The organism is Saccharothrix sp. (genome assembly GCF_031180885.1).
GTDB lineage: Bacteria > Actinomycetota > Actinomycetes > Mycobacteriales > Pseudonocardiaceae > Actinosynnema.
On sequence record NZ_JAPSLK010000001.1, the window covers coordinates 122,181 to 143,229 of the forward strand.

The 21,049-nt window shown below is 72.4% G+C and carries 20 protein-coding genes; 6 read left to right on the plus strand and 14 right to left on the minus strand.

All coding sequences use genetic code 11. The annotated features are described in order from the left end of the window. The first annotated feature begins 66 nt into the window (after positions 1–66). The gene (locus RIN75_RS00650; protein ID WP_309109736.1) at positions 67–1,218 is read left to right on the plus strand and encodes an MFS transporter; all 1,152 of its coding nucleotides are present in this window, start codon (positions 67–69) and stop codon (positions 1,216–1,218) included. On the opposite strand, the gene RIN75_RS00655 is transcribed toward RIN75_RS00650, so the two are convergent. Further along, positions 1,215–2,096 carry a hypothetical protein gene (locus RIN75_RS00655; protein ID WP_309109737.1) on the minus strand — a complete coding sequence of 294 codons (882 nt, stop codon included), beginning with the start codon at positions 2,094–2,096 and terminating at the stop codon, positions 1,215–1,217. The genes RIN75_RS00650 and RIN75_RS00655 overlap by 4 nt on opposite strands. Before the next feature lie 162 nt (positions 2,097–2,258). On the opposite strand from RIN75_RS00655, the gene RIN75_RS00660 reads away from it, so the two are divergent. The 3 genes from RIN75_RS00660 to RIN75_RS00670 all read left to right on the plus strand — a co-directional run bounded on the left by RIN75_RS00660 (position 2,259) and on the right by RIN75_RS00670 (position 5,207). Beyond that, a complete protein-coding gene (locus RIN75_RS00660; protein WP_309109738.1) occupies positions 2,259–2,450 on the plus strand; it encodes a DUF3073 domain-containing protein in 192 nt (63 codons plus the stop codon). 1,162 nt (positions 2,451–3,612) lie between these two features. After that, a complete protein-coding gene (locus tag RIN75_RS00665; protein WP_309109739.1) occupies positions 3,613–4,299 on the plus strand; it encodes a Crp/Fnr family transcriptional regulator in 687 nt (228 codons plus the stop codon). Between the two features lie 101 nt (positions 4,300–4,400). After that, complete coding sequence (locus tag RIN75_RS00670; RefSeq protein WP_309109740.1) at positions 4,401–5,207, plus strand: hypothetical protein; 807 nt, start codon at positions 4,401–4,403, stop codon at positions 5,205–5,207. On the opposite strand, the gene iolD is transcribed toward RIN75_RS00670, so the two are convergent. From iolD to RIN75_RS00715, 9 genes are all read right to left on the minus strand, one after another. Then, the gene (gene iolD, locus RIN75_RS00675; protein WP_309109741.1) at positions 5,204–7,060 is read right to left on the minus strand and encodes a 3D-(3,5/4)-trihydroxycyclohexane-1,2-dione acylhydrolase (decyclizing); all 1,857 of its coding nucleotides are present in this window, start codon (positions 7,058–7,060) and stop codon (positions 5,204–5,206) included. The genes RIN75_RS00670 and iolD overlap by 4 nt on opposite strands. Next, the gene (gene iolB / locus RIN75_RS00680; RefSeq protein WP_309109742.1) at positions 7,057–7,941 is read right to left on the minus strand and encodes a 5-deoxy-glucuronate isomerase; all 885 of its coding nucleotides are present in this window, start codon (positions 7,939–7,941) and stop codon (positions 7,057–7,059) included. Before iolB ends, iolD begins: the two co-directional genes overlap by 4 nt. After that, positions 7,938–8,840: an aldolase gene (locus RIN75_RS00685; protein ID WP_309109743.1), complete on the minus strand. Its 903-nt coding sequence runs from the start codon at positions 8,838–8,840 to the stop codon at positions 7,938–7,940. The genes iolB and RIN75_RS00685 overlap by 4 nt, the downstream gene beginning before the upstream one ends. Next, positions 8,837–9,763 carry a 5-dehydro-2-deoxygluconokinase gene (iolC, locus tag RIN75_RS00690; protein ID WP_309109744.1) on the minus strand — a complete coding sequence of 309 codons (927 nt, stop codon included), beginning with the start codon at positions 9,761–9,763 and terminating at the stop codon, positions 8,837–8,839. Before iolC ends, RIN75_RS00685 begins: the two co-directional genes overlap by 4 nt. Further along, positions 9,760–10,539, minus strand: a complete 780-nt coding sequence (locus tag RIN75_RS00695; protein WP_309109745.1) for an ATP-binding cassette domain-containing protein — start codon at positions 10,537–10,539, stop codon at positions 9,760–9,762. Before RIN75_RS00695 ends, iolC begins: the two co-directional genes overlap by 4 nt. After that, positions 10,536–11,582 carry an ABC transporter permease gene (locus tag RIN75_RS00700; RefSeq protein WP_309109746.1) on the minus strand — a complete coding sequence of 349 codons (1,047 nt, stop codon included), beginning with the start codon at positions 11,580–11,582 and terminating at the stop codon, positions 10,536–10,538. Before RIN75_RS00700 ends, RIN75_RS00695 begins: the two co-directional genes overlap by 4 nt. A 142-nt stretch (positions 11,583–11,724) precedes the next feature. Next, complete coding sequence (locus RIN75_RS00705) at positions 11,725–12,723, minus strand: sugar ABC transporter substrate-binding protein (protein ID WP_309109747.1); 999 nt, start codon at positions 12,721–12,723, stop codon at positions 11,725–11,727. 22 nt (positions 12,724–12,745) lie between these two features. Beyond that, complete coding sequence (locus RIN75_RS00710) at positions 12,746–13,606, minus strand: TIM barrel protein (protein WP_309109748.1); 861 nt, start codon at positions 13,604–13,606, stop codon at positions 12,746–12,748. Continuing rightward, positions 13,603–14,661 carry a Gfo/Idh/MocA family oxidoreductase gene (locus tag RIN75_RS00715; protein WP_309109749.1) on the minus strand — a complete coding sequence of 353 codons (1,059 nt, stop codon included), beginning with the start codon at positions 14,659–14,661 and terminating at the stop codon, positions 13,603–13,605. The genes RIN75_RS00710 and RIN75_RS00715 overlap by 4 nt, the downstream gene beginning before the upstream one ends. Before the next feature lie 126 nt (positions 14,662–14,787). Between RIN75_RS00715 and RIN75_RS00720 the strand changes: the two genes are divergently transcribed. Together RIN75_RS00720 and RIN75_RS00725 are read left to right on the plus strand one after the other, a co-directional pair. Next, positions 14,788–15,789 (plus strand): LacI family DNA-binding transcriptional regulator, encoded by a 1,002-nt coding sequence (locus RIN75_RS00720; protein ID WP_309109750.1) that lies wholly within the window; start codon positions 14,788–14,790, stop codon positions 15,787–15,789. Next, positions 15,786–17,273 (plus strand): CoA-acylating methylmalonate-semialdehyde dehydrogenase, encoded by a 1,488-nt coding sequence (locus tag RIN75_RS00725; protein WP_309109751.1) that lies wholly within the window; start codon positions 15,786–15,788, stop codon positions 17,271–17,273. Before RIN75_RS00720 ends, RIN75_RS00725 begins: the two co-directional genes overlap by 4 nt. A 6-nt stretch (positions 17,274–17,279) precedes the next feature. On the opposite strand, the gene RIN75_RS00730 is transcribed toward RIN75_RS00725, so the two are convergent. From RIN75_RS00730 to RIN75_RS00745, 4 genes are all read right to left on the minus strand, one after another. Beyond that, positions 17,280–17,687, minus strand: a complete 408-nt coding sequence (locus RIN75_RS00730; protein ID WP_309109752.1) for a hypothetical protein — start codon at positions 17,685–17,687, stop codon at positions 17,280–17,282. 235 nt (positions 17,688–17,922) lie between these two features. Beyond that, entirely contained in the window at positions 17,923–19,452 is a 1,530-nt protein-coding gene (locus tag RIN75_RS00735) for a tripartite tricarboxylate transporter permease (protein WP_309109753.1), read from the minus strand. Continuing rightward, entirely contained in the window at positions 19,452–19,967 is a 516-nt protein-coding gene (locus RIN75_RS00740; protein ID WP_309109754.1) for a tripartite tricarboxylate transporter TctB family protein, read from the minus strand. Before RIN75_RS00740 ends, RIN75_RS00735 begins: the two co-directional genes overlap by 1 nt. Beyond that, positions 19,964–20,929, minus strand: coding sequence for a tripartite tricarboxylate transporter substrate binding protein (locus RIN75_RS00745; protein WP_309110414.1), 966 nt, complete (start codon positions 20,927–20,929; stop codon positions 19,964–19,966). Before RIN75_RS00745 ends, RIN75_RS00740 begins: the two co-directional genes overlap by 4 nt. Positions 20,930–21,049: the final 120 nt, after the last annotated feature.

The following is a 21,049-nucleotide window of genomic DNA, read 5'->3' on the forward strand; positions in this document are numbered from 1 at the left end:
TGGCAGTCGGCTCACATGCTGGGAGCAGACTCCCGGATGGTGGGCGCGCCGGCCTAGCGTGCCGGTATGGGGTACCGCTGGGTGGTTCTGGCCGTCGGCGCACTGGCGCAGGGCACGAACGCGGCGGTGTTCCTCGGCCTCCCGGCCATCAGCCCCGCCCTGCGCGCCCACTTCGACCTGACCCTGCCCGAGGTCGGCCTCCTGCTCGGCGCGGTCAACCTGGGCACGATGCTGACCCTGGTGGCGTGGGGCGCCGCCGCCGACCGCCGGGGCGAGCGGCTGGTGATGACCATCGGCGGGGCCGGTGCCGCCGCGTGCCTGGCCCTGGCAGCGCTGGGCGGTCCGTGGATGGCCGGGCTGGCGCTTGTCGGTGTCGGGCTCTTCGGGGCCAGCGTGAACGCGGCGAGCGGCCGGGCCGTGATGACGTGGTTCCCGGCGGGCTCGCGCGGCCTGGCCATGGGCATCCGCCAGACCGCCACTCCCCTCGGCGCCGCCGCGACCGCGGCCGTGCTGCCGGTTGTGGCTGTTCAGGCCGGGGTGCCGGCGGCTTTCCTGGCCTTGGCGGGGTTCACCGGGTTCGTCGCGGTCCTGGTCGCCCTGCTGGTGCGGGAGCCGCCGGGGGCGGTCCGGGCGAAGGGCCGGCACGGCCTGGTTCTCGGTGATCGGGCATTGCTGCGGTTGAGCACGGCGAGCGGGCTGCTGGTGGTCCCGCAGTTCACCGCCGCGGCCCTGATGGTCGAGTTGCTGCACGACCACCGGGGGCTGGCGGTCGGGGTGGCGGCGGGGCTGTTCGCGGTCGCGCAGGTGGCGGGCGGGTTCGGGCGGCTGGCGGTCGGGGTGTGGTCGGACCGGGTGCGCAGCCGGGTGGGGCCGTTGAAGGTGGTCAGCGTGCTGGTCGCGGCGGGCTTCGCGGCGTGCGCGGCGCTGGACCGGGCCCCGGTGTGGGTCTTGGCGGTGGTCCTGGTGCCCACGGCCGCGCTGGCGCTGTGCTGGAACGGCCTGGCGGTCACGGCGGCGGCCGAGATGGCGCCCGAGGGCAGCAGCGGGACGGCGCTGGGGATGCAGAACACCGCCAACTACCTCAGCGCGACGCTGACGCCCCCGGTGGCCGGTTGGGTGGCCGCGACCGTCGGCTGGCCGGCCGCGCTCCTCCTGGCCGCCACAGCGGCCACGGCGGCCCGCTTCCTGCTCTCGCGGACACGCCAACCCGTGCGCTAGCCGTGGCGTTCGCGACGGGCCAGCTCGCCCCAGAAGTCCCGAAGTTGTTCGTAGCGGAGGGCCACCTCTTCGGCGTCCCCGGTTTCCAGGGCGTCCACGATCGCGTTCACGTCCTGGGCCGACGTGTCCTCCAGCAGCTCCTTGTCGTCCATGAGCTGCACCAGGCCGCCGTAGTCGAGTTCCACCGCCGCGTCCGCCGCGAAGTGGTCCAGCCAGCGAGCCGTGTCGGCGAGGACCTTGGCCGGTCCCTCGTCGCCCAACGAGCGGGAAACGACCTTGTGGGCCCTCGCCACCCTGCGCCGGGCGTCCGGCATCGACGCCCGCCACGACACCTGGCGCTCCGGGTCGTCCTGCGGGGCCAGCACGATCCGCCGCGCGTCCGGGTCGACCAGGGAGAACCACGGCAGGGGCACGGTCCAGGTCGTGGAGATCACGTGGACCGCCCCGCGGGTCAGCTCCGCCATCACGGCCGACGCCCGGGACCTGATCGCCTCCGGCGGCACGGACAGCGCCGCCTCCTGGAGCACCGGGGTCGAGGTCGCCAGGAAGCCCACCAGGGCCGCCGCCGACCTCGCCCGGAGGTCCAGCGGGCACACCAGCGGACCGGGGCCGACTTCGCCGGGCACCTCGGCGGGGCTCAGGGTCAGCACGTCGAAGGGCGCGTCGGGGGCGACGCTGCCGTCCGACCGCTCGCCGGGCAGCAGCCGGGGCGGTCGGGCCAGTTGTGATCGGAGCCACAGCCCGCGCTCACGGGGTCCGGCGTCCGCCCGGCTCAACGGCCCCGCTTCCAGGGCTTTCCGCACCTGGTCGGCCAACGGTGCGTCAAGAGCCGACAGCGGTTCGTACACCCTGAGGTAGGCGACGAACGGTCGAGGCACCCGCGCATCCTCCCACGCGGAAGATTGGCGGCACGTCTCACGCCTACCGCGTCGCGAGGAACCCCTTCGACACGGTACGGTAGTTACCAGGAACTAGTTGTCGAGACGAGTGGGGCCGCCGTTCCCCCGGCCGCCCCCGTCCCTGTGCGAGGGGGTCGAGCCATGGGGCGCGGCCGAGCGAAGGCCAAGCAGACGAAGGTGGCGCGGGAGCTGAAGTACAGCTCTCACAACACCGACTTCGAGGCCTTGCAACGCGAGCTTTCCGGCGGCAGCAATGCCGACAACGGGCACCGTCGGAGCGATGAGCCTTTCGACGACCCGTCTGACGACGAGTACGACGACTACCGTCGCTGACGCATCCACACCCGCTGACGAGGTTGGGCTGCCGGTGAGCCACCGGCAGCCCGACCTTTGACGCGGCCCTGGACAACGCCCTGGCGCACTGCTTCGGCGGAGTGACCTGCACCCCGAGTTCGCGGGCCGCGTGCAACGGCCGGTACGGGGTCGCGCGCCAACCCCCGCCCGAGCGGCACCAGGTCGACCGCGCCGTCGGTGAGCACGGCTCCCGCCTGCCGGGCCTCGGTGATCTCCACCGCGGTCCCGACGGGCACCTCGGCCTTGCTCCGCACCGCCCCGGCGAACGGCACCCGGTGGCCCAGGCCCGCGCGGGATCTCGTGCACGCTGCCGGCGCTGGACACGTGGACCAGGTCCGCCCCCGCTCCGGCGAGGTCGCGGGCGGGCCCGACGCTGTCCTCGACCGCCCAGCCGCCGTCGACCCGGTCGGTGGCGACGCCGGGTGCGGTTGTCGCTCAGCGGCGACAGGAACTCGCGGCCCGCGTGGGCCGGTTGCACCCACGGCGCCGACCCCTGCGCGGATGAACGCACGGTCGGCCGCCACGCGCAACCGCCGGCCACCGCCTGCTCCCGGCGAACGTCTCCCACGCCGCCGCGTGCGCGTCGCGCAACCGGCCGACCTCCGGCACGGCGGTAGCCTCCGGTCAGCACCAAACCCGCGCCACCGACCGCACGCGAGCCGATGGTGTGCCAGGTGCCGATCGTCGGGCAGCCCGCCCCCATCGGAGTACCGGCACGTCGGGCCGACGGCGATCCGGTTCGGGAGGGTGACCGGGCGCCGGCGGCAAGGGGCTGAACGGGGCACTCGACTGCGTCTCCTCGGGTGGTTGACGGTGCCGGACCGGTTCCTTCGGGCCCCGGAACAGGTCCAAGGTCCCGGATCGGACGCGTTGTTCCCCCGGTGACCCGCGCCCCACCGCACGGGAGCAGCTAAATTCCATTCGATTCGGTATTGCGCGTGCATTAGCACGTGATCTTGAATAGGGGGTTGGCACGCAAAACGCTTGACCAGACAGGGCCAGTTACGCCCATTCGGGTGTACTGTCCGCAGCACGTTCGGGGAGACCATCACTTGCCGCCCCAGTTGAGGTCGGCAGGCGAATTCCAGTTCCCGCCGGTCACGACAGTAACAGGATCCACATGCTGCCCATGCCGACCACGATGACAACGGATCCCATGTGGCCCAGCAACAGTCTGCTGGGTCGCCTCCGCGACAACACCCGACAAGAACTGCTGAACATCGGCACGGTCGTGCGGTACACGGCCGACCGTGAGGTCATCGAGCAGGACGCGAAGGACACTCATGTCCTCCTGCTGCTCGACGGCGTGGTGAAGGTGCAGACCACCGACGAGACCGGCGACACCGCCCTGCTGGCCATCCGGGTCGCGGGCGACCTGGTCGGCGAGATGGCCGCCCTGGACCAGAAGCCGCGCTCGGCCACCGTGGTGACGTGCGGTGACGTGGTGGCCAAGCTGATCACCAGCGGCGAGCTGATGAGCTTCCTGCACCGCCGCAACGACGTGTTCGTGGAATTGATCGGGATGATCAACGACCGGTTGCGCTGGGCGAACCAGCGCCGCCGCGATTTCCTGTCCCACCCGGCCGCCGAACGGGTGGCCCGGGTGCTCGCCGAATTGGTGCAGACCTACGGGCGCGAAGAGGCCCACGGCTGGACGCTCGGAATTCCGCTGACCAAGGTCGAGTTGGCCTCCATCGCCGGGATGAAGCCCCGAACGGCGGAGAAGGCGTTCAGCGACCTGCGCAAGGCGGGCGTCGTGGTGAGCCACCTGCGGCGCGACGTGCTGGTGCCCGACCTGGAGAACTTGCGGAAATTCGCGGGCATCTGAGGGCGAGTCCGCAGAAATGCGGTATTCGCTGCGGTGCGTTCGTCCACAGTGACTCTTCGCGAGCCCGTGTGAACCGCACCCACGTGGAAAGGCCGAGCCCCATGAGTCAAGCCTCTTTCCGGCGCAGCCTGCTGGTCTGCTGCGACCTGCGGCGCTACGGCGCGGCCGACGACCAGTTGCAACGCGACCTCCAGGACCTGCTGGTCCGGAGCCTGGACCGGGCGGGCGCCGCGGCCGGCGTCGACCGGTCGACCTGGCACCGCCAGGCCAAGGGCGACGAGGAGTGGGCCGTCCTGCCGACCGACGCGGACGAACTCAAGGTCGTCGACCAGTACGTCCGCGCGCTGAACGCGGAACTGTCCTCCGCCAATCGCTACCGCCTCCCCGAGGCGCGCGCCCGACTGCGCATGGCGATCCACCACGGCGCGATCGTCGACGGGGCGAACGGATTCCCGGGAAAGGATTCCGTACTCGTTTCACGTTTGTTGAACAGCAAGGCGGCGCACCTCGCGCTCGACGAGTTCCCGGACGCGGACCTGGTCGTCGTGCTGTCCGAGTTCGTGTATTCGACGCTGGTGCAGCCGGGCCACACGACCTTGCGCGCGAGCGACTTCCGCAAGGTCGACGTCACCGAGAAGACCTTCACCGGGCACGGCTGGATGTGGATCCCGAACGGCGACGTCCACGCACTCGACCTCCCGGCGTCGCCCGAACCGGACGCCGCCCCCCGGCCCGCCGAGCCGGTCACCCTCGCGCCGCCCTCGGTGAACCAGAACGCGGTGGCGACCGGCGGGGCGACCGTGATCCAGGCCGGCCGCGACGCGCACGTGCCGACCATGCAGCGGGCCGACGTGATCCAGAACTTCCACAACAACGACCAGCGCGGCTCCCACTTCGGGCGGAGCTAGGTCCGCAAGTACCGCACTTGGCGGGACTTGCCCGTGGCCACCTCGGCGTGGGCGGCGGCGATCTCGGCGCGGTGGGACGTCTCGGGGACGCCGACCTCCCACCACGCGCCCGCCTCCGTCCACGACGACGGGTGGGTGCGCAGGACGACCACGGCCGGCCGGTGCTCGGTCCGCGCGACCTCGCGGGCCGCGCGGTAGGCCGGGGCCAGGTCGGCCAGGCCGTCGACCCGGAAGACCGCGCAACCCATGGCCTCCGCGTGCGCCGCGAAGTCGGTGCGCGGCGGCTTGGCGTGCGGGGTGAGGCAGTCGTCATAGAGGTTGTTGAACGCCGCCCCGCCCTGGCCGGTCTGGAGGCGGTGGATCACCGCGTAGCCGTCGTTGTCGCACACCACGGCCACGAACCCGTGCCCGGCGAACGCGGCGGAGAACAGCTCCGAGTTGAGCATCAGGTACGAGCCGTCACCCAGGAGGGTGGTCACCACGCCACCCTTCCGGGCGATCGCCGCGCCCCACGCCCCGGCCAGTTCGTAGCCCATGCACGAGAACCCGTACTCGACGTCCATGGTCGCCTCGCCGACCGCGCGCCAGCCGCCGATCAGCTCGCCCGGCAGCCCGCCGGAGGCGGTCATGACGTAGTCCTCGGGGCCGCTGGCCGCGTTCACCACGCCGACGACCTGGGCGTACGTCGGCAGCCCGGGACCGGTGGCGCGCAGGCCGTCGATGTGGAGGTCCCAACGTCCCCGCTCCAGCGCCGCGCGGTCGGACCAGGTCGGGTCGGCGCGCCACGTGCCCAGCAGGTCGGTCAGCTCGCGCAGCGACTCGTCGGCGTCGGCGACCACGGCCAGCGCGCCGTGCTTGACCGCGTCGAACCGCGCCGCGTTGAGCGAGACCAGGCGGGCGTCGGGCGCGAACACCGTCCACGACGCGGTGGTGAAGTCCTGCAACCGGGTGCCGACCGCGATCACCACGTCCGCCTCGGCGGCCAGGACGTTCGCGCTGGTCGAGCCGGTGATGCCGAGGGGTCCGGCGTGCAGGGGGTGCTCGTGCGGGACCAGGGTCCGGCCCGCCGTGGTCTCCACGACGGGGACCCCGTGCTGCTCGGCGAACCTCAGCGCCCGCCCGGCCGCGCCCGAGTACCGCACCCCGCCGCCCAGCACGAGCAGCGGTTTCTTCGAGGTGCGGACCGCGTCCGCGGCGGCGGTCAGGGCGCGCAGGTCGGGGCGCTGGCGCTGGGGCCGGTGGACGACCGGGGTGAACAGGGCGTCCGGGAAGTCGTACGCCTCGGCCTGCACGTCCTGGGGCAGCGCGAGCACGACCGGGCCGCAGTCCGCCGGGTCGGTGAGGACGCGCGCCACCTGGGGCAGGGTCGCCAGGAGCTGTTCGGGCCGGGTGATCCGGTCGAAGTACCGGCTGACCGCGCGGAAGGCGTCGTTGACCGTGGTGGTGGGGTCGCCGAAGTGCTCGACCTGCTGGAGCACCGGATCGGGGGCGCGGCTGGTGAAGGTGTCGCCGGGGAGCAGGAGCAGCGGCAGGCGGTTGGCGTGGGCGACGCCGGCGGCGGTGACCATGTTCAGCGCGCCGGGGCCGATGGACGAGGTGGCGACCCCGACCTGGCGGCGGTGGGTGGCCTTGCCGATGCCGACCGCGGCCAGCGCCATGCCCTGCTCGTTGTGGCCGCGCCACACGGGGAGTTCGGCGCGGTGCTCTTCGAGGGCGTTGCCGAGGCCGAGGACGTTGCCGTGGCCGAAGATCGCGAACACGCCGGGGAACAGCGGGGCGGTGGAGCCGTCGAGGAGCTCGGTGCGCTGGGCGAGCAGCCAGCGGACCAGGGCTTGGGCCGTCGTGAGCCTCATGCGGTCCGTCCTTCCGCGGTGGTGACCGGGCAGCGCGGGTCCAGCGATTGGGTGCGCCAGCTGTCGCGGACCCAGGTGTGGGCGGGGTCGTCGCAGAACGCCATCGAGCGGTCCGCACCGGGTCCGGCCAGGACGTTCAGGTAGTACATCGGGTAGCCGGGCGCCGCGACGCACGGGCCGTGGTAGCCGCGCGGGATGAGGAAGACGTCGCCGTCGCGGACGGTCACGTCCTCGTCGATCGAGCCGTCGTCGGTGTAGGTGCGGTGGAAGCCGAAGCCCTCGCGGGACGGCGTCACCCCGTCGCGGCCGGCGATGCGGAAGTAGTAGATCTCCTCGTTGACGACCTCGCACGTCTCGTCGTGCTTGTGCGGCGGGTAGGACGACCAGTTGCCGTCCGGGGTGATCAGCTCGCACGCGATGAGCCGGTCGGCGTGGTCCCACACGCCCGGGACGCCGAAGTTCGTCACCTGCCGGGTCGCGCTGCCCGCGCCCCGCACCTCGACCGGCACGTCCTCCGCCGGCCCGTACCTCGGCGGGAGCCTGCGCTCGGCGCGGGCCATGGGCAGGGCCACCTCGACACCGTCTCTCGTGGACAGTCGGACCGACGCGTCCCGCGGCACGTAGGCGAAGTCCGTGACCCGGGTGAACACGGAGTCGCGGCCGGCCAGGTCGAAGCGCTCGCCGTCGACCTCGACCGTGCAGCCACCGGACAGGGGCAGCACGAAGGCCTCGAACTCGCCGGTCTCGACGGTGCGGGACTGGCCTGGGTGCAGGAGCAGGACGCGCAGGCCCGTGTAGGTCCAGCCGGCGTCCTCGGGGCGGAGTTCGACCGCGTTCTCGCCGTCGGAGAGGGTGCCCAGGGGGCGGTGGAGGTTCTTCACGCGTTGACTCCCGTGTGGGCGGTGCGGAGGACTTCGGCGGCGGCCTCCACGGCGCCGGCCACGTCGCCGTCCGGCGGGTACAGCAGGGCGCGCCCGATGACCAGGCCGCGCACGGTCGGGTGGCGCAGCGACCGGCCCCACGACGCCAGGTCGTCCTCCGGCCGCGCCGAGGGCACGCCGCCCAGCACCAGCGCGGGCAGGGTGGTCGCGTCCAGCACCTCGTCCGGCGAGGCGGGCAGCTTCAGCCAGGTGTGCGCCGAGGTCACGCCCAGGCCGGCCGCGACGCTGGCCGCGCGGGCCAGAGCGGCGGCGTCCTTGCGCAGCACCAGGCGACCGGCGGCGTCCCGCTCGTAGGGCAGCGGCTCGACCATGGCCATCAGGCCCCGTTCGGCCAGCGCCGACACGGCGGCGGCGCAGCTCTCCAGGGTCGGCACGGTGCCCGGGTCGGAGTCGACCAGGCGCAGCAGCATCTTGCCGCCGTCGAGGCCGCACGCGGCGATGGCGGCGGGGTCGTAGGCGGTGAACCGGTCGTCGATCTCCCAGTCCGCGCCGGCCAGGCCGCCCCGGTTCATCGAGCCGATGACGACCTTGTCGTGCAGGCCGTCGAGGAGGAGCAGTTCCTCGATGACGTCCGGGGTGCCCAGGACGCCGTCCACGGCCGGGTTGGCCAGCGCGGTCAGCAGGCGGTCGAGCAGGGAGCGTCGGTCGGCCATGGCGAGGGGGTCCGCGCCGACGCCGAGCGCGCCGCGCGCCGGGTGGTCGGCCGCGACCAGGAACAACGTGCCCCGGTCGGACAGCAGCCGGTCGCGCCGGCGGCGGGCCAGGTAGGCGCGGCGGACGCGGCCCGGGTCGGTGGCCCGGGCTTCCAGGAGGTCCCGCCACTGCTCGTCGGTGATCACAGGCGTTCCTCGATCTCGTCCGGGGTGGGCATGGCGTCGGCGCAGGCCAGGCGGGACGCGACCAGGGCGCCGGCCACGTTGGCGTAGCGGGCGGTGCGCACAGGGTCCCAGCCGGACAGCAGGCCGTGGGCCAGCGCCCCGCCGAACGCGTCGCCCGCGCCCAGCCCGCACACCACGTCCACCGGGTGCGGCGGCACGGTCCACCGGCCCTCGGCCGACGCCACCAGCACGCCGTCCGCGCCCTTCTTGACCAGGGCCAGGTCCAGGCCGCGGGCCAGCAGCCGGTCGGCGGCCTCGTCGGGGTCGGCGGTGCCCACCGCCACCTCGACCTCCGCCCGGTTGCCCACGGCCACCGTCACGTGGTCCAGCATCGACCCGATCTCCCGCCGGGCACTGTCCACATCGGACCAGAACATGGGCCGGTAGTCGAGGTCCAGCACGGTGTGGGCGCGCCGGCCCCGGTGTTCCAGCAGCTTGCGCTGGGTGGTCCGGGCGGGTTCGGCGCACACGCCGGTGCCGGTCACCCACAGCAGCGGGACGTCCGCGACCACGTCCCACGGCACGTCGGACTCGTCCAAGGTGAGGTCGGGCGCGATCGGGGACCGGTAGAACAGCAGCGGCGGGTCCTCCGGCGGGTCCAGCGCGCAGAACACCACCGGGGTTTGGAGCCCTTCGGCGGTGCCGACGAACGCCGACGACACCCCGAACCCCTCCAGCGCCTCCCGCACGTACGGCCCGAACCCGTCCGGCCCGACCTTGGTCAGCACCGCCGACGACCGGCCCAGCCGGGCGGCGGCGACCGCCACGTTGGTCGCGGTGCCGCCCAGCGACTTGGCGAACGTCCGGACCCCGGCCAGCGGCACGCCGCTCTGCTCCGGGTACAGGTCCACCCCGACCCGGCCGACGGTCAGCACCTCGATCATCCGGCGACGCCCCGAAGCTCGTGCGCCAGCGCCTCCAGCTCCGCGCCGCCCGCCATCTGCCGGGTCAGCTCCTCCAGCGTGATCTCGGGCTTCTCGTAGCAGCCCAGCGGACGACCCCGCTTGAGCAGCAGGAACCGGTCGCCCACCGGGTAGGCGTGGTGCGGGTTGTGGGTGATCAGGACGACCCCGAGCCCGCGGTCCCGGGCCTGCGCCACGTACTTCAGCACCACCCCGGCCTGCTTCACGCCCAGCGCGGCGGTCGGCTCGTCCAGGATCAGCACCTTGGCCCCGAAGTGCACGGCCCGCGCGATCGCCACGCACTGCCGCTCGCCGCCGGACAGCGTGCCCACGGGCTGCTCGACGTCCCGCAGGTCGATCCCCATTTCGGCGAGCGCGGACTTGGTGATCGCCCGGCCCTTCTTGCGGTCGAGGAACTTGAACGGCCCGAACCCGACCGTCGGCTCCGAGCCGAGGAAGAAGTTGCGCCACACCGACATCAGCGGCACGACGGCCAGGTCCTGGTAGACGGTGGCGATGCCCCGGTCGAGCGCCTCGCGCGGCGAGGAGAACGTGATCTCCTCGCCCTCCACCAGGAACTTCCCCCGGTCGTGCTGGTGCACGCCGGCCAGGACCTTGATCAGCGTGGACTTGCCCGCGCCGTTGTCGCCCAGCACGCACGTGACCTCGCCGGCGTTGACCACGGTCGACACGTCCCGCAACGCGATCACGCTGCCGTAGGTCTTGCCGATGTCCCGGACCTCGATGAGTGGAGTCATCGCCGCACCCTCTCCGCCCGCCGCCGCAGGGCGTTGTTGACCAGCACGGCGGCCAGCAGCATCACGCCGAGGAACAGCTGGAACCAGTCGCTGTTCCAGTTGGCGTAGACGATGCCCTGCCGGGCCATGCCGAAGATCAGCGCGCCGATCGCCGCGCCCACTGCCGACCCGAACCCGCCGGTCAGCAGGCAGCCGCCGATGACGGCCGCGATGATGAACTGGAACTCCAGCCCGATGCCCTGGTTGGCCTGCACGCTGGTGAACCGCAGGATGTTGATCGACCCGACGAGCCACGCCGCGCCCGCCGTCGTCATGAACAGCAGGACCTTGGTGCGCAGCACGGGGACGCCGACCGCGCGCGAGGCCTGGGACGCCCCGCCGACCGCGAAGATCCAGTTGCCGAACCGGGTCCGCACCAGCACCAGCGCGGCCACCGCGGTGACCAGCAGCCACCACACGATCGAGACGTAGAACGCCGTGCCGCCCAGGTCGAACGTCGAGGCGAACAGGAAGCCCGCCGACTCGTAGCCCTCGGCCGACCGCATCCCGGACACCTGCACGGTGCCGGTGACCAGCCGGGTGACGCCGAGGTTCAGGCCCTGGAGGGCCAGGAAGGTGCCCAGGGTGACGATGAAGCTGGGCAGGCCGGTCCGCATCACCAGCCACCCGTTGAGCGCGCCCACGGCCAGCGCGAACGCCAGCGACGCGAGCAGCGCGAGCCAGACGTTCCAGCCGAGGCGGGTGGAGAGGATGGCCGTGACCAGCGCGGTGGACGCGGTCATCACGCCGGCGGACAGGTCGAACTCGCCGCCGATCATGAGCAGGGCCACCGCCACCGCCATGATGCCCAGCGTGGACGCGTCGTCCAGCCAGGTCGCCACCCCGCCGGGGCTCAGGAACCGCTCGGTGACCACCGAGAAGAACACGAACACCAGCAGCGCGCCGAGCAGTGCGCCGATCTCGGGCCTGACCACGAGCCGGTCGAGCAGCCTCGGACTGCCCAGCCGCTCATCCCTGAGTGGTGCTTCCGCTGCCACGGCCATCCTGTCGTCTCCCTTGCTGTGTTCGATTGACCCGCCTCCGGCGGGTCGGGTGCCGTCGCCGGAGGGTCGGTCGGCCGGCCCTCGTTTTCGGCGATCGAAGAACGTGATCGCCGAAAACGCGCCCCGGCCGACCGACGCGACGTCACCTGGTGCCGCGCTTGGCGTACTCGGCGACCTTGTCCACGTTGGACTTGTCGACGAAGCCCGGCCCGGTGAGCACCGGCTTGCCGCCGCCGACGGTGTTGGCGTTGTCCCGGAACAGCTTGAGCATCACGATCGGCAGGTAGCCCTGCTCGTACTGCTGCTGGTCGACCGCGAACAGCACGTCACCGGCCTTGATCGCGTCCGTCACGTCGGCGTTCAGGTCGAACGTGGCCACCGCCGCCTTGGACGCCGCGCCCTTGGCCGCGTTCACCGAGCTGACCGCGACCTGCGGGTTCAGCGCCAGCACCGCGTCCACCGACGGGTCGGTCTGCAACGCGCCCTTGATCCGGGACTCCACGTCGGTCGGGTTGTTGATGTCGACCTGGAGGTTGGTGACGGTGCCGCCGAAGCCCGCGCGGGCGCCGTCGCACCGCTGGTTGAGGCCCACGTTCCCGGCCTCGTGGATCACGCACAGCAGCTTGGTCTTGCCCGCGGCCTTGAGCTTGCGGCCGGCTTCCTCGCCCGCGACGCCCTCCTCCTGGCCGACGTGCGCCAGCGCGCCGAACGACGCGCTCTTGTCGCCGCCGGAGTTGATGGTGATGACCGGGATGCCCGCCTTGACGGCGTTCTCGATCGAGGTCTTGAGGGCGTCCGGGTTGGCCATCGACACCACGATGCCGCCGACCTTCTGGGACACCGCGTTGTCGATCAGCGTGGCCTGCCGGCCGGGGTCGCCGTCGGAGTTGTAGTCGACCTGCACGCCCAACTGCTTGCCCGCGTCGGTCGCGCCGTTCTTCACGACGTTCCAGAACGCGTCGCCGGCGGTGCCGTGCGAGATCACCGCGACCCGGAGGTCACCGGTCGGCTGAGCGGCGCCGGTGTTCTCCTTGTTCTCGGACTGGTTCGACGCGGGACCGCTGCACGCGGCCAGCAGCGCGAGGCTCGCGGCCGCGATGCCCACGCGCAGGGCTTTCCTGACAGAGCGAACGGACGTCATCGTCTCTCCTCGCTGGGGTTGGTCAACCGGTGAACTGGGTGAGGTGCGCGAGGCTGCGCGCGGTGTCCTGCACGGGTGCGTCGACGGGGTCGTCGGCGGAGAGCGCGGTGTCCTGCTCCAAGACCAGCCAGCCGGGGTAACCCCGGTCCCGCAGCAGTTCCACCAGCGCCCGGACGTCCACGTCGCCGTCGCCCAGCGGCACGTACATGCGCTGCTGGACCGCGGCCATGTAGCCGGTCTCGCCGGAGCGCACGGTCGCCGCGATGTCGGCGCGCACGTCCTTGAGGTGCACGTGCCCGATCCGCTCGGGGTGGCGGCGGGCCAGCTCGACCGGGTCCGTGCCGCCGATGAGGAGGTGGCCGGTGTCCAGGCAGAGCGGCAGGTCGGAGTCCGCGAGGAACCGCTCGACCTCGGCGGTGCGCTCGACGTGCGTGCCCACGTGGGGGTGCAGGACGGTGCGCAGGCCGTGGCGGGCGGCGGTGTCGCGGACGCGGGCGGCGGTGGCGACCAGGGTCCGCCACTCGTCGTCGGTCAGGTCGGGGCGCTCGTCGTAGCCGTCGAGCCCGGTGGCGGCGGCGAGCACCAGCACGTCCGCGCCGGCGGCGGCCAGCAGCCGGGCCACCCGGTCCGCCTCCTTGACCGTGGCCTCGACGTCGGTGTGCAGGGTGACCGCGAGGAACCCTCCCACCAGTTGGAGGCCGTGTTCGTCGAGGAGTTTCCGCAGCTCATCCGGCTCGGACGGGAGGTAGTCGGGCGGGCCGAGTTCGGTGGCCTCCAGACCGAGGGAGGCCATCTCACCGAGCACTGTTTTCGGGTCCAGAACATGACCCCAGCCCGGCACTTCGCAGACGCCCCAGGAAATGGGCGCACCGGCGATCTTCACGCGGTCACCTCCGTGTTGGACTGTCCCGCCTTCGGCGGGACGGCGGGGCCGCCTGGAAGTCGCGGCCCCGCGTCGATGCGGACCGGGGCACCAGACCGCCGCGACTTCTCGCACGCCTCGGCGAGCTGGAGGCTGATCAGACTCTCCCGCGCCGGCGAGGGGTTCGCCACCCTGCCCGCCACCACGTCGGCGAACACCGCCATCTCGTTGAGGTAGGCGCGGTGGAAGCGCTCCGGGAAGCCGGGGTAGGGGTCGTGCGCGCGCGGGCCGTCGGGTTCCAGCGAGGTCAGCGGGGTGCGCGGGTCGAGGCCGGCGGCGAGCGAGTCCTTGCTGCCCAGCACCTCGATGCGGTGGTCGTAGCCCAGCGGGTCGTGCCGGCCGCCGGCCAGCGTGGCGTGCGCGCCGCCCGCGAACTTCAGCAGGACGACGGCGTTGTCCACGTCGTCGGCCTCGGCGAACGCCCGGTCGACCAGCACCGACCCGGACGCGTACACCTCCACCACGGGCTGCCCGACCAACCACGGCACGGCGTCCAGGTCGTGGATGAGCAGGTCGCGGAAGATGCCGCCGGAGTGCGGCAGGTAGGAGAAGTCGGGCGGGTTGGCGTCGTTGCCGATCGCCCGCACCAGGTAGATGTCGCCGACCTCGCCGGCCCGCACGCGGCGGTGCAGTTCGGCCACGGCCGGGTCGAAGCGGCGCTGGAAGCCGACCAGGACCTCGACACCGGACTTCTCCACCTCCTCGACCAGCGCTTTCATCTCGTCCAGGTCGCTGGCGATGGGCTTCTCGCACAGCGTCGGCACACCCGCCGCGACCGCCTCGCGCAGCAGCGCCGGGTGGGTGGTGGTGGGCGTGGCCAGCAGCACGCCGTCACAGGCAGTGAGCAGCTCGGCCAGGTCGTCGACGCTCTTGGTGCCCGGCAGCCCGGCCGACGCCTGTGCGGCGCGGCCGGGGACCGGGTCGAACAGCAGGACCTCGTCGACCTGGTCGAGGGCGGCCAGGTTGGTCGCGTGCATGGTGCCGATCCGGCCGACTCCGGCAACTCCGATCCGCATCCGGAGAGTCTCCGTCCTGGTAGGAGGGGGTTCGCGTTAGAGCGCTCTATTGGTTGGAGCGCTCTAATGCTGTAGCCTCCATCACGCCTGAGTCAAGAGTGGAGTTTTCGGACGGGGGAGGTGCGGGTGGTCAGGCCCACGATGGAGGACGTCGCCGCGCGGGCGGGGGTGTCCCGCGCCCTGGTGTCACTGGTGATGCGGGGGTCACCGAAAGTGAGCGACCAGCGGCGCAACGCGGTCCTCAAGGCCGCCGAGGAACTGGGGTACTCGCCGCACGCGATGGCCCGCTCGCTGGCCAGCCGCACGTCCCACGTGCTCGGCGTCATGGTGTCCGACCTGCACAACGCGTTCTTCGCCGAGGTCGTGGACGGGCTGGACGCGGTGGCCGCCGAGCAGGGCTTCGACCTCATCATCAACACCGGCGGTCGCAGCCCCGCCCGGGAGCGCCGCGCGGTGCAGAGCCTGCTGTCCTTCCGGCCGGCCGGGCTCGCGCTGCTGTCCCCGGTGGTGCCGTCGGCGGCGATCAAGTCGGCGGCCGACCAGACCTCCGTCGTCCTGGTGGCCCGGTCGTCCCGGCTGTCCACTGTGGACACGGTGAACGACGACGGCGAGCGCGGCATAGGGTTGGCCGTCGACCACCTGGTGTCGTTGGGGCACACCAGGATCGCGCACCTCGACGGCGGCGAGGGCACGCAGTCCGCGCCGCGCCGCCGGGGCTACCTGGCCGCGATGGAAGCGCACGGCCTGACACCCCGGGTGGTCGCCAGCGAGTACACCGACGCGGCCGGGGCGAAAGCCGTGCAGGCACTGCTGAACGACGGTGAAATGCCCACGGCCCTGGTGTGCTGCAACGACTTCAACGCGATCGGTGCGATCTCGGCGTTGGAGGAAGCCGGGTACCGCGTGCCGCACGACGTGTCCGTGGTGGGCTACGACAACACCTCGCTGGCGGCCCTGCGGCACGTCTCCCTGACCACGATCGACCAGCCCCGCAACGAATTCGGCCGGCTGGCCGCCGAGGCGCTGCTGCAACGGGTGCGCGGCGAGCGCACGGAGCCCGTCCGGCACCTGCTGCACCCGTCCCTCGTCGTCCGCAACACCACCGCCACACCTGGAGGACCGCGTTGAGCACCATCCCGCACTGGATCGACGGCAACCGCACGACCGGGGTCTCCACCCGCACTTCCGAGGTGTTCGACCCGGCGACCGGCGAGGTCGCGCGGCAGGTCGTGCTGGCCGAGCAGGCCGACGTGGACGCGGCGGTCGAGTCCGCGTCGAAGGCGTCCGTGGCGTGGGGCGAGTCGTCGCTGGCCACGCGCAGCCGGGTGCTGTTCAAGTTCCGCCAGTTGGTGGACGAGCACCGCGAGGAACTGGCCGCGCTGATCACCGCCGAGCACGGCAAGGTGCTCTCGGACGCGGCGGGCGAGGTGCAGCGCGGGCTGGAGGTCGTCGAGTTCGCCTGCGGCATCCCGCACCTGCTCAAGGGCGAGCACGCGGAGCAGGTGTCGCGCGGGGTGGACGCGTACTCGCTGCGCCAGCCGCTGGGGGTGGTCGCGGGCATCACGCCGTTCAACTTCCCGGTCATGGTGCCGATGTGGATGTTCCCGGTGGCGATCGCGGCGGGCAACGCGTTCGTGCTGAAGCCCTCCGAGCGCGACCCGTCCGCGTCGGTGCGGCTGGCGGAGCTGTTCCAGGAGGCGGGTTTGCCGGACGGGGTGTTGACCGTGCTGCAAGGGGACGCGGTGGCGGTGAACGCGCTGCTGGACCACCCCGACGTGGCGGCGGTGTCGTTCGTCGGGTCGACGCCGATCGCGAAGCACGTGTACGCGCGCGGCACGGCGGCGGGCAAGCGGGTGCAGGCGTTGGGGGGCGCGAAGAACCACATGGTCGTGCTGCCGGACGCGGACCTGGACGTGGCGGCGGACGCGGCCGTGTCCGCCGGGTACGGCAGCGCGGGCGAGCGGTGCATGGCGATCTCGGTGGTGGTCGCGGTCGGGGACGTCGGCGACGCCCTGGTGGAGAAGATCGCCGCGCGGACGCGGGAGCTGGTGACGCTGCCCGGGACCGATCCCCGTGCGCAGATGGGGCCGTTGGTGACCGGTGTGCACCGGGATCGCGTTCGGTCCTATGTGGATGCCGGCGTCGCGGAGGGTGCGTCGCTGGTGGTGGACGGCCGGGGGTACGCGCCTTCCGGGCACGAGGGCGGGTTCTGGCTCGCGCCGACGCTGTTCGACCACGTCACGCCGGAGATGTCGGTGTACCGGGACGAGATCTTCGGGCCGGTGCTGGGCGTGGTGCGGGTGCCGACGTTCGAGGACGCGGTGGAACTGGTCAACGCCAACCCGTACGGCAACGGCACCGCCATCTACACCGGTGACGGGCTGGCGGCGCGCGAGTACCAGCGGCGAGTGCACGTGGGCATGGTCGGGATCAACGTGCCGATCCCGGTGCCCATGGCGTACTTCTCGTTCGGCGGGTGGAAGGACTCGCTGTTCGGCGACACCCACGTGCACGGCGCGGAGGGCGTCCGGTTCTACACCCGCGCCAAGGCCATCACCGCCCGCTGGCCGCGCCAGCACGGCGTCGACCTGGGCTTCCCCACCCACGGCTGACCGGGTTCAGCGGTCGGGCGGGCGGATGGTCGCGATGCCGAAGTGCTTGTCGGCCAACGCTCCCGTGTCGTCCACGCACCGCACGTCCACCCAGACCTCGCCCAGCGGGGCCGGGAACGCCTGCCGGCCCTGCGTGTGGCAGTAGCCGGACTCGGTCGCACCGGAGAACGCCGTGCCGCCCCACGTTCCGACGCCCTCGACCACTACGCGGTACTGGCCGACGCCCAGGCGGTGCAGGGTGAACGCGCCGCCGGTGGTGTTGTGCGAACGGGCCGGGTCGATGCGCAGATCCGGTGCGGTGCCCGTGGTCTGGGCGTACGCGCCCACCTCGCCCGCCGGCACGACGCGTTCGACGTGGGTCGCGGCCCACCGGGTGTCGCGGTCGCAGTGCACGCGCAACGCCCTGTTGTGCACGCCCGACGACTGGCAGCGCGCGGGTTCCGGGTCGTACGGCGTGACCTGGGTGCAGCCGGTGCCGTCGGTCGTGGTCGTCGTCGTCGTTGTGGTTGTCGTGGTCGGGGCGATGGCGGGCGGTTCGGGTTCGGCCGGGGCCGGCGCGGCGGAGGTTCGGGCCGGCGGCGGTCGGGCGCACCCGTCCCCGGAGACGCGGCGGTGGCGGGTGCCCGGGCACCCGCCACCTCGCAGCTCGCTAAGCGTCCACCTTCTCCCGCTCCACCTGCGGCGACGGCTCGACCGGCGGCGGCTTACGCACCAAGCGGCGCACCAGTGGCCACGCCAACAGCACAGCCACCACCGCGTACACCGCGATCGAGAACGGAGTGTTGAACAATCCGACCAGTGAACCATCCGACAACTGCAACGCCCGCCGCATCTGCTGCTCGGCCGCCGGCCCCAGGATGGTCCCGATGATCGCCGGCAGCACGGGCAGGCCGTAGCGGCGCATCGCGAAGCCCAAGAGGCCGATCACGAACATCACCAGCAGGTCGAACACGTCCGCGTTCACCGCGTACGCCCCGACGCTCGCGAAGAACAGGATCCCCGCGTACAGGTACGGCCGCGGGATCCGCAGCAGCTTCGCCCACACCGGCGCCAGCGGCAGGTTCAGCACCAGCAGCAGCACCAGGCCGATGAACAGCGACGCGATCAAGCCCCACACCAGCGCCGACTCCCGCTGGAACAGCAGCGGACCGGGCTGGATGCCGTACTGCTGGAACGCCGCCAGCATGACCGCCGCGACCGCCGTCGTCGGCAGGCCCAGCGTCAGCATCGACACCAGCGTCCCCGCGGCCGACGCGGACGCCGTCGACTCCGGCCCGGCCACGCCCTCGATCGCGCCCTTGCCGAACTCGCCCCGGTGCTTGGACAGCCGCTTCTCGGTCACGTACGACAGGAACGTCGGGATCTCCGCGCCACCCGCCGGCACCGCCCCGAACGGGAACCCGATGAACGGCCCGCGCAGCCACGGCTTCCACGCCCGCTTCACGTCCGCGCGCCCCAGCCACGGCCGACCCACCGGGATCGCCTCGCTCGTCTTGCGCCGCAGGTGGGCGGCCACCCACAGCGACTCGCCGACCGCGAACAGCGCCACCGCGACCACCACGACGTCGATCCCGTCGGCGAGGTGCAGCGAACCGAACGTGAGCCGCTGCTGGCCGGTCATCTCGTCCAGCCCGACCAACCCGATCGTGAGACCGATGAGCAGCGACGCGAACCCGCGCACACGGGACGCGCCCAGCACGGACGTGACCGCGATGAACGCCAGCACCATGATCGCGAAGAAGTCCGGCGCACCGATGTCCACCGCGTACTTCGCCACCGTCGGAGCCAGCAGGACCAGCAGGGTCGTGCCGATGACGCCGCCCACGAAGTGCCCGACGGCCGCGGCCGCAAGCGCTTGCGCGCCCCGGCCCTTCCGGGCCATCGGGTTGCCGTCGATCGCCGCGACCACCGCCGCGCTCTCACCCGGCGTGTTGAGCAGGATCGACGTGGTCGACCCGCCGAACATGCCGCCGTAGTAGATGCCGGCGAACATGATGAACGCGCCCGTCGGCTCCAGCCCGTAGGTGACCGGCAGCAGCAGGGCCACCGCCATCGCCGGGCCGATCCCGGGCAGCACGCCGATCGCCGTGCCGAGCAGGACGCCCAGGGCGGCCAGCGCCAGGTGGGTCGGGGTCAGCGCGGTGGCGAACCCCTCCATCAGGTTGGCGAACACGTCCATCAGAGCACCCCCACCAGCGGACCGCCCGGCAGGGGCACGCCGAGCACGTTGTCGAACAGCACGAACGTCACCACCGAGAGCCCGGCGGCGATGAGCGGGTCGCGCACGAAGTGCCGGCTGCCCAGCGCGTAGGCCGCGCCCCAGAACAGGATCGCGCCGGAGATCGGGAACCCGACGACACCGATGAGCGCCGCGTTGGCCAGGAACGCCCCGCACAGCAGCAGCACGGTGCGCCAGTCGGCGGGCGCGGAGAGGTCGACGTCCTCACCGCCCTCGGCCTCGCCCCGACCGCCGCGCAGGACGTCCCGCGCGAGCAGGACCGCGACCACGATCAACGCGACCCCGACCACGACCGGCACCGCCTTCGGGCCGACCGGGCCGCGTTGCGCGAAGTCGGTCGGGATGCGGATCGCGTCCACCAGGACCAGCCCGCCCAGCGCCACCAGCACGGCGCAGATGCCCAGCTCCGAGTGTTCCCGCCACCACGACCGGCGGGGCTCCGCTTGTGTCGTCATGCCAGCCCCAAGTCCTTCAGCACCGTCGCCACTCGCTCGTTCTCCTCTTGCAGGAAGGAACCGAACTCCGCACCGGGCGTGAAGGCGTCGGTCCACCCGTTGCGCGCCAACGCCTCCCGCCACTGCGGGGTCCCGTGCAGGTCCGTGAACAGGTCCACCAGCCGGGCGCGGTCGGCGTCCGACACCCCCGGCGGGGCGACCACGCCGCGCCAGTTGTTGAACTCGACGTCCACGCCCGCCTCGCGCAGCGTGGGTGCGTCCACCCCGGACACCCGCTTGCCGCTGGTCACCGCCAGCACCCGGATCTGCCCGGCCTCGATCTGGTCGCGGTACTCGCCCACCCCGGACACGCCGAACGCGACCTTCCCGCCCAGCACGGACGCCAGCAGCTCGCCGCCGCCGTCGAACGGGATGTAGTTGACCTGCTTGGGCGGGAGCCCCACGGCCTTGGCGATCAGCATCGGCGCGAGGTGGTCCGGGCCGCCCGGCGAGGACCCGCCGCCCACCTGCACCGCGCCCGGGTTCGCCTTCCACGCCGTGATCAGCTCGTCCAGCGTCCGGTACGGCGAGTCCTTGCCGACCACGACGATGTCCGGCTCCTCGATGAGCTTCGCGATCGGCGTGGTGTCCAGCAGCGACGACGGCGACTTGTTCGTGTAGACGCTGCCCACCACGCCCAGGCCCATCGACATGACGAGCTTGCCGTTGCCCCGCTCGTTGACCGTCCGCCCGAGGCCGACCGTGCCGCCCGCGCCGGGCAGGTTGAACACCTCGGCGTTGCGGATCAGCTCGGCGTCCTCCATGGCCTTCGCGGCGGTGCGCGCGGTGACGTCGTACCCGCCGCCGGGCGAGTTCGGCACCAGCACGCGCAGCCCGCGCAGGGTGGCGCCGCCGCCGTCCGCGCCGGAGGTCAGCAGCGGCGGCACCAGCACGACGGCCGCCAGGGCGGCGGCCACCGCCAGCCAGCTCTTCACCCGTCCGGACACTGTGATCCCCGCCTCTCTTCCGCGTGGTTGGACATGTTGCACTCGTGTAAACAAGGAAGTCCCGCTTGCGCGCCTAGAGGTTTTTTTGGTCGTTGT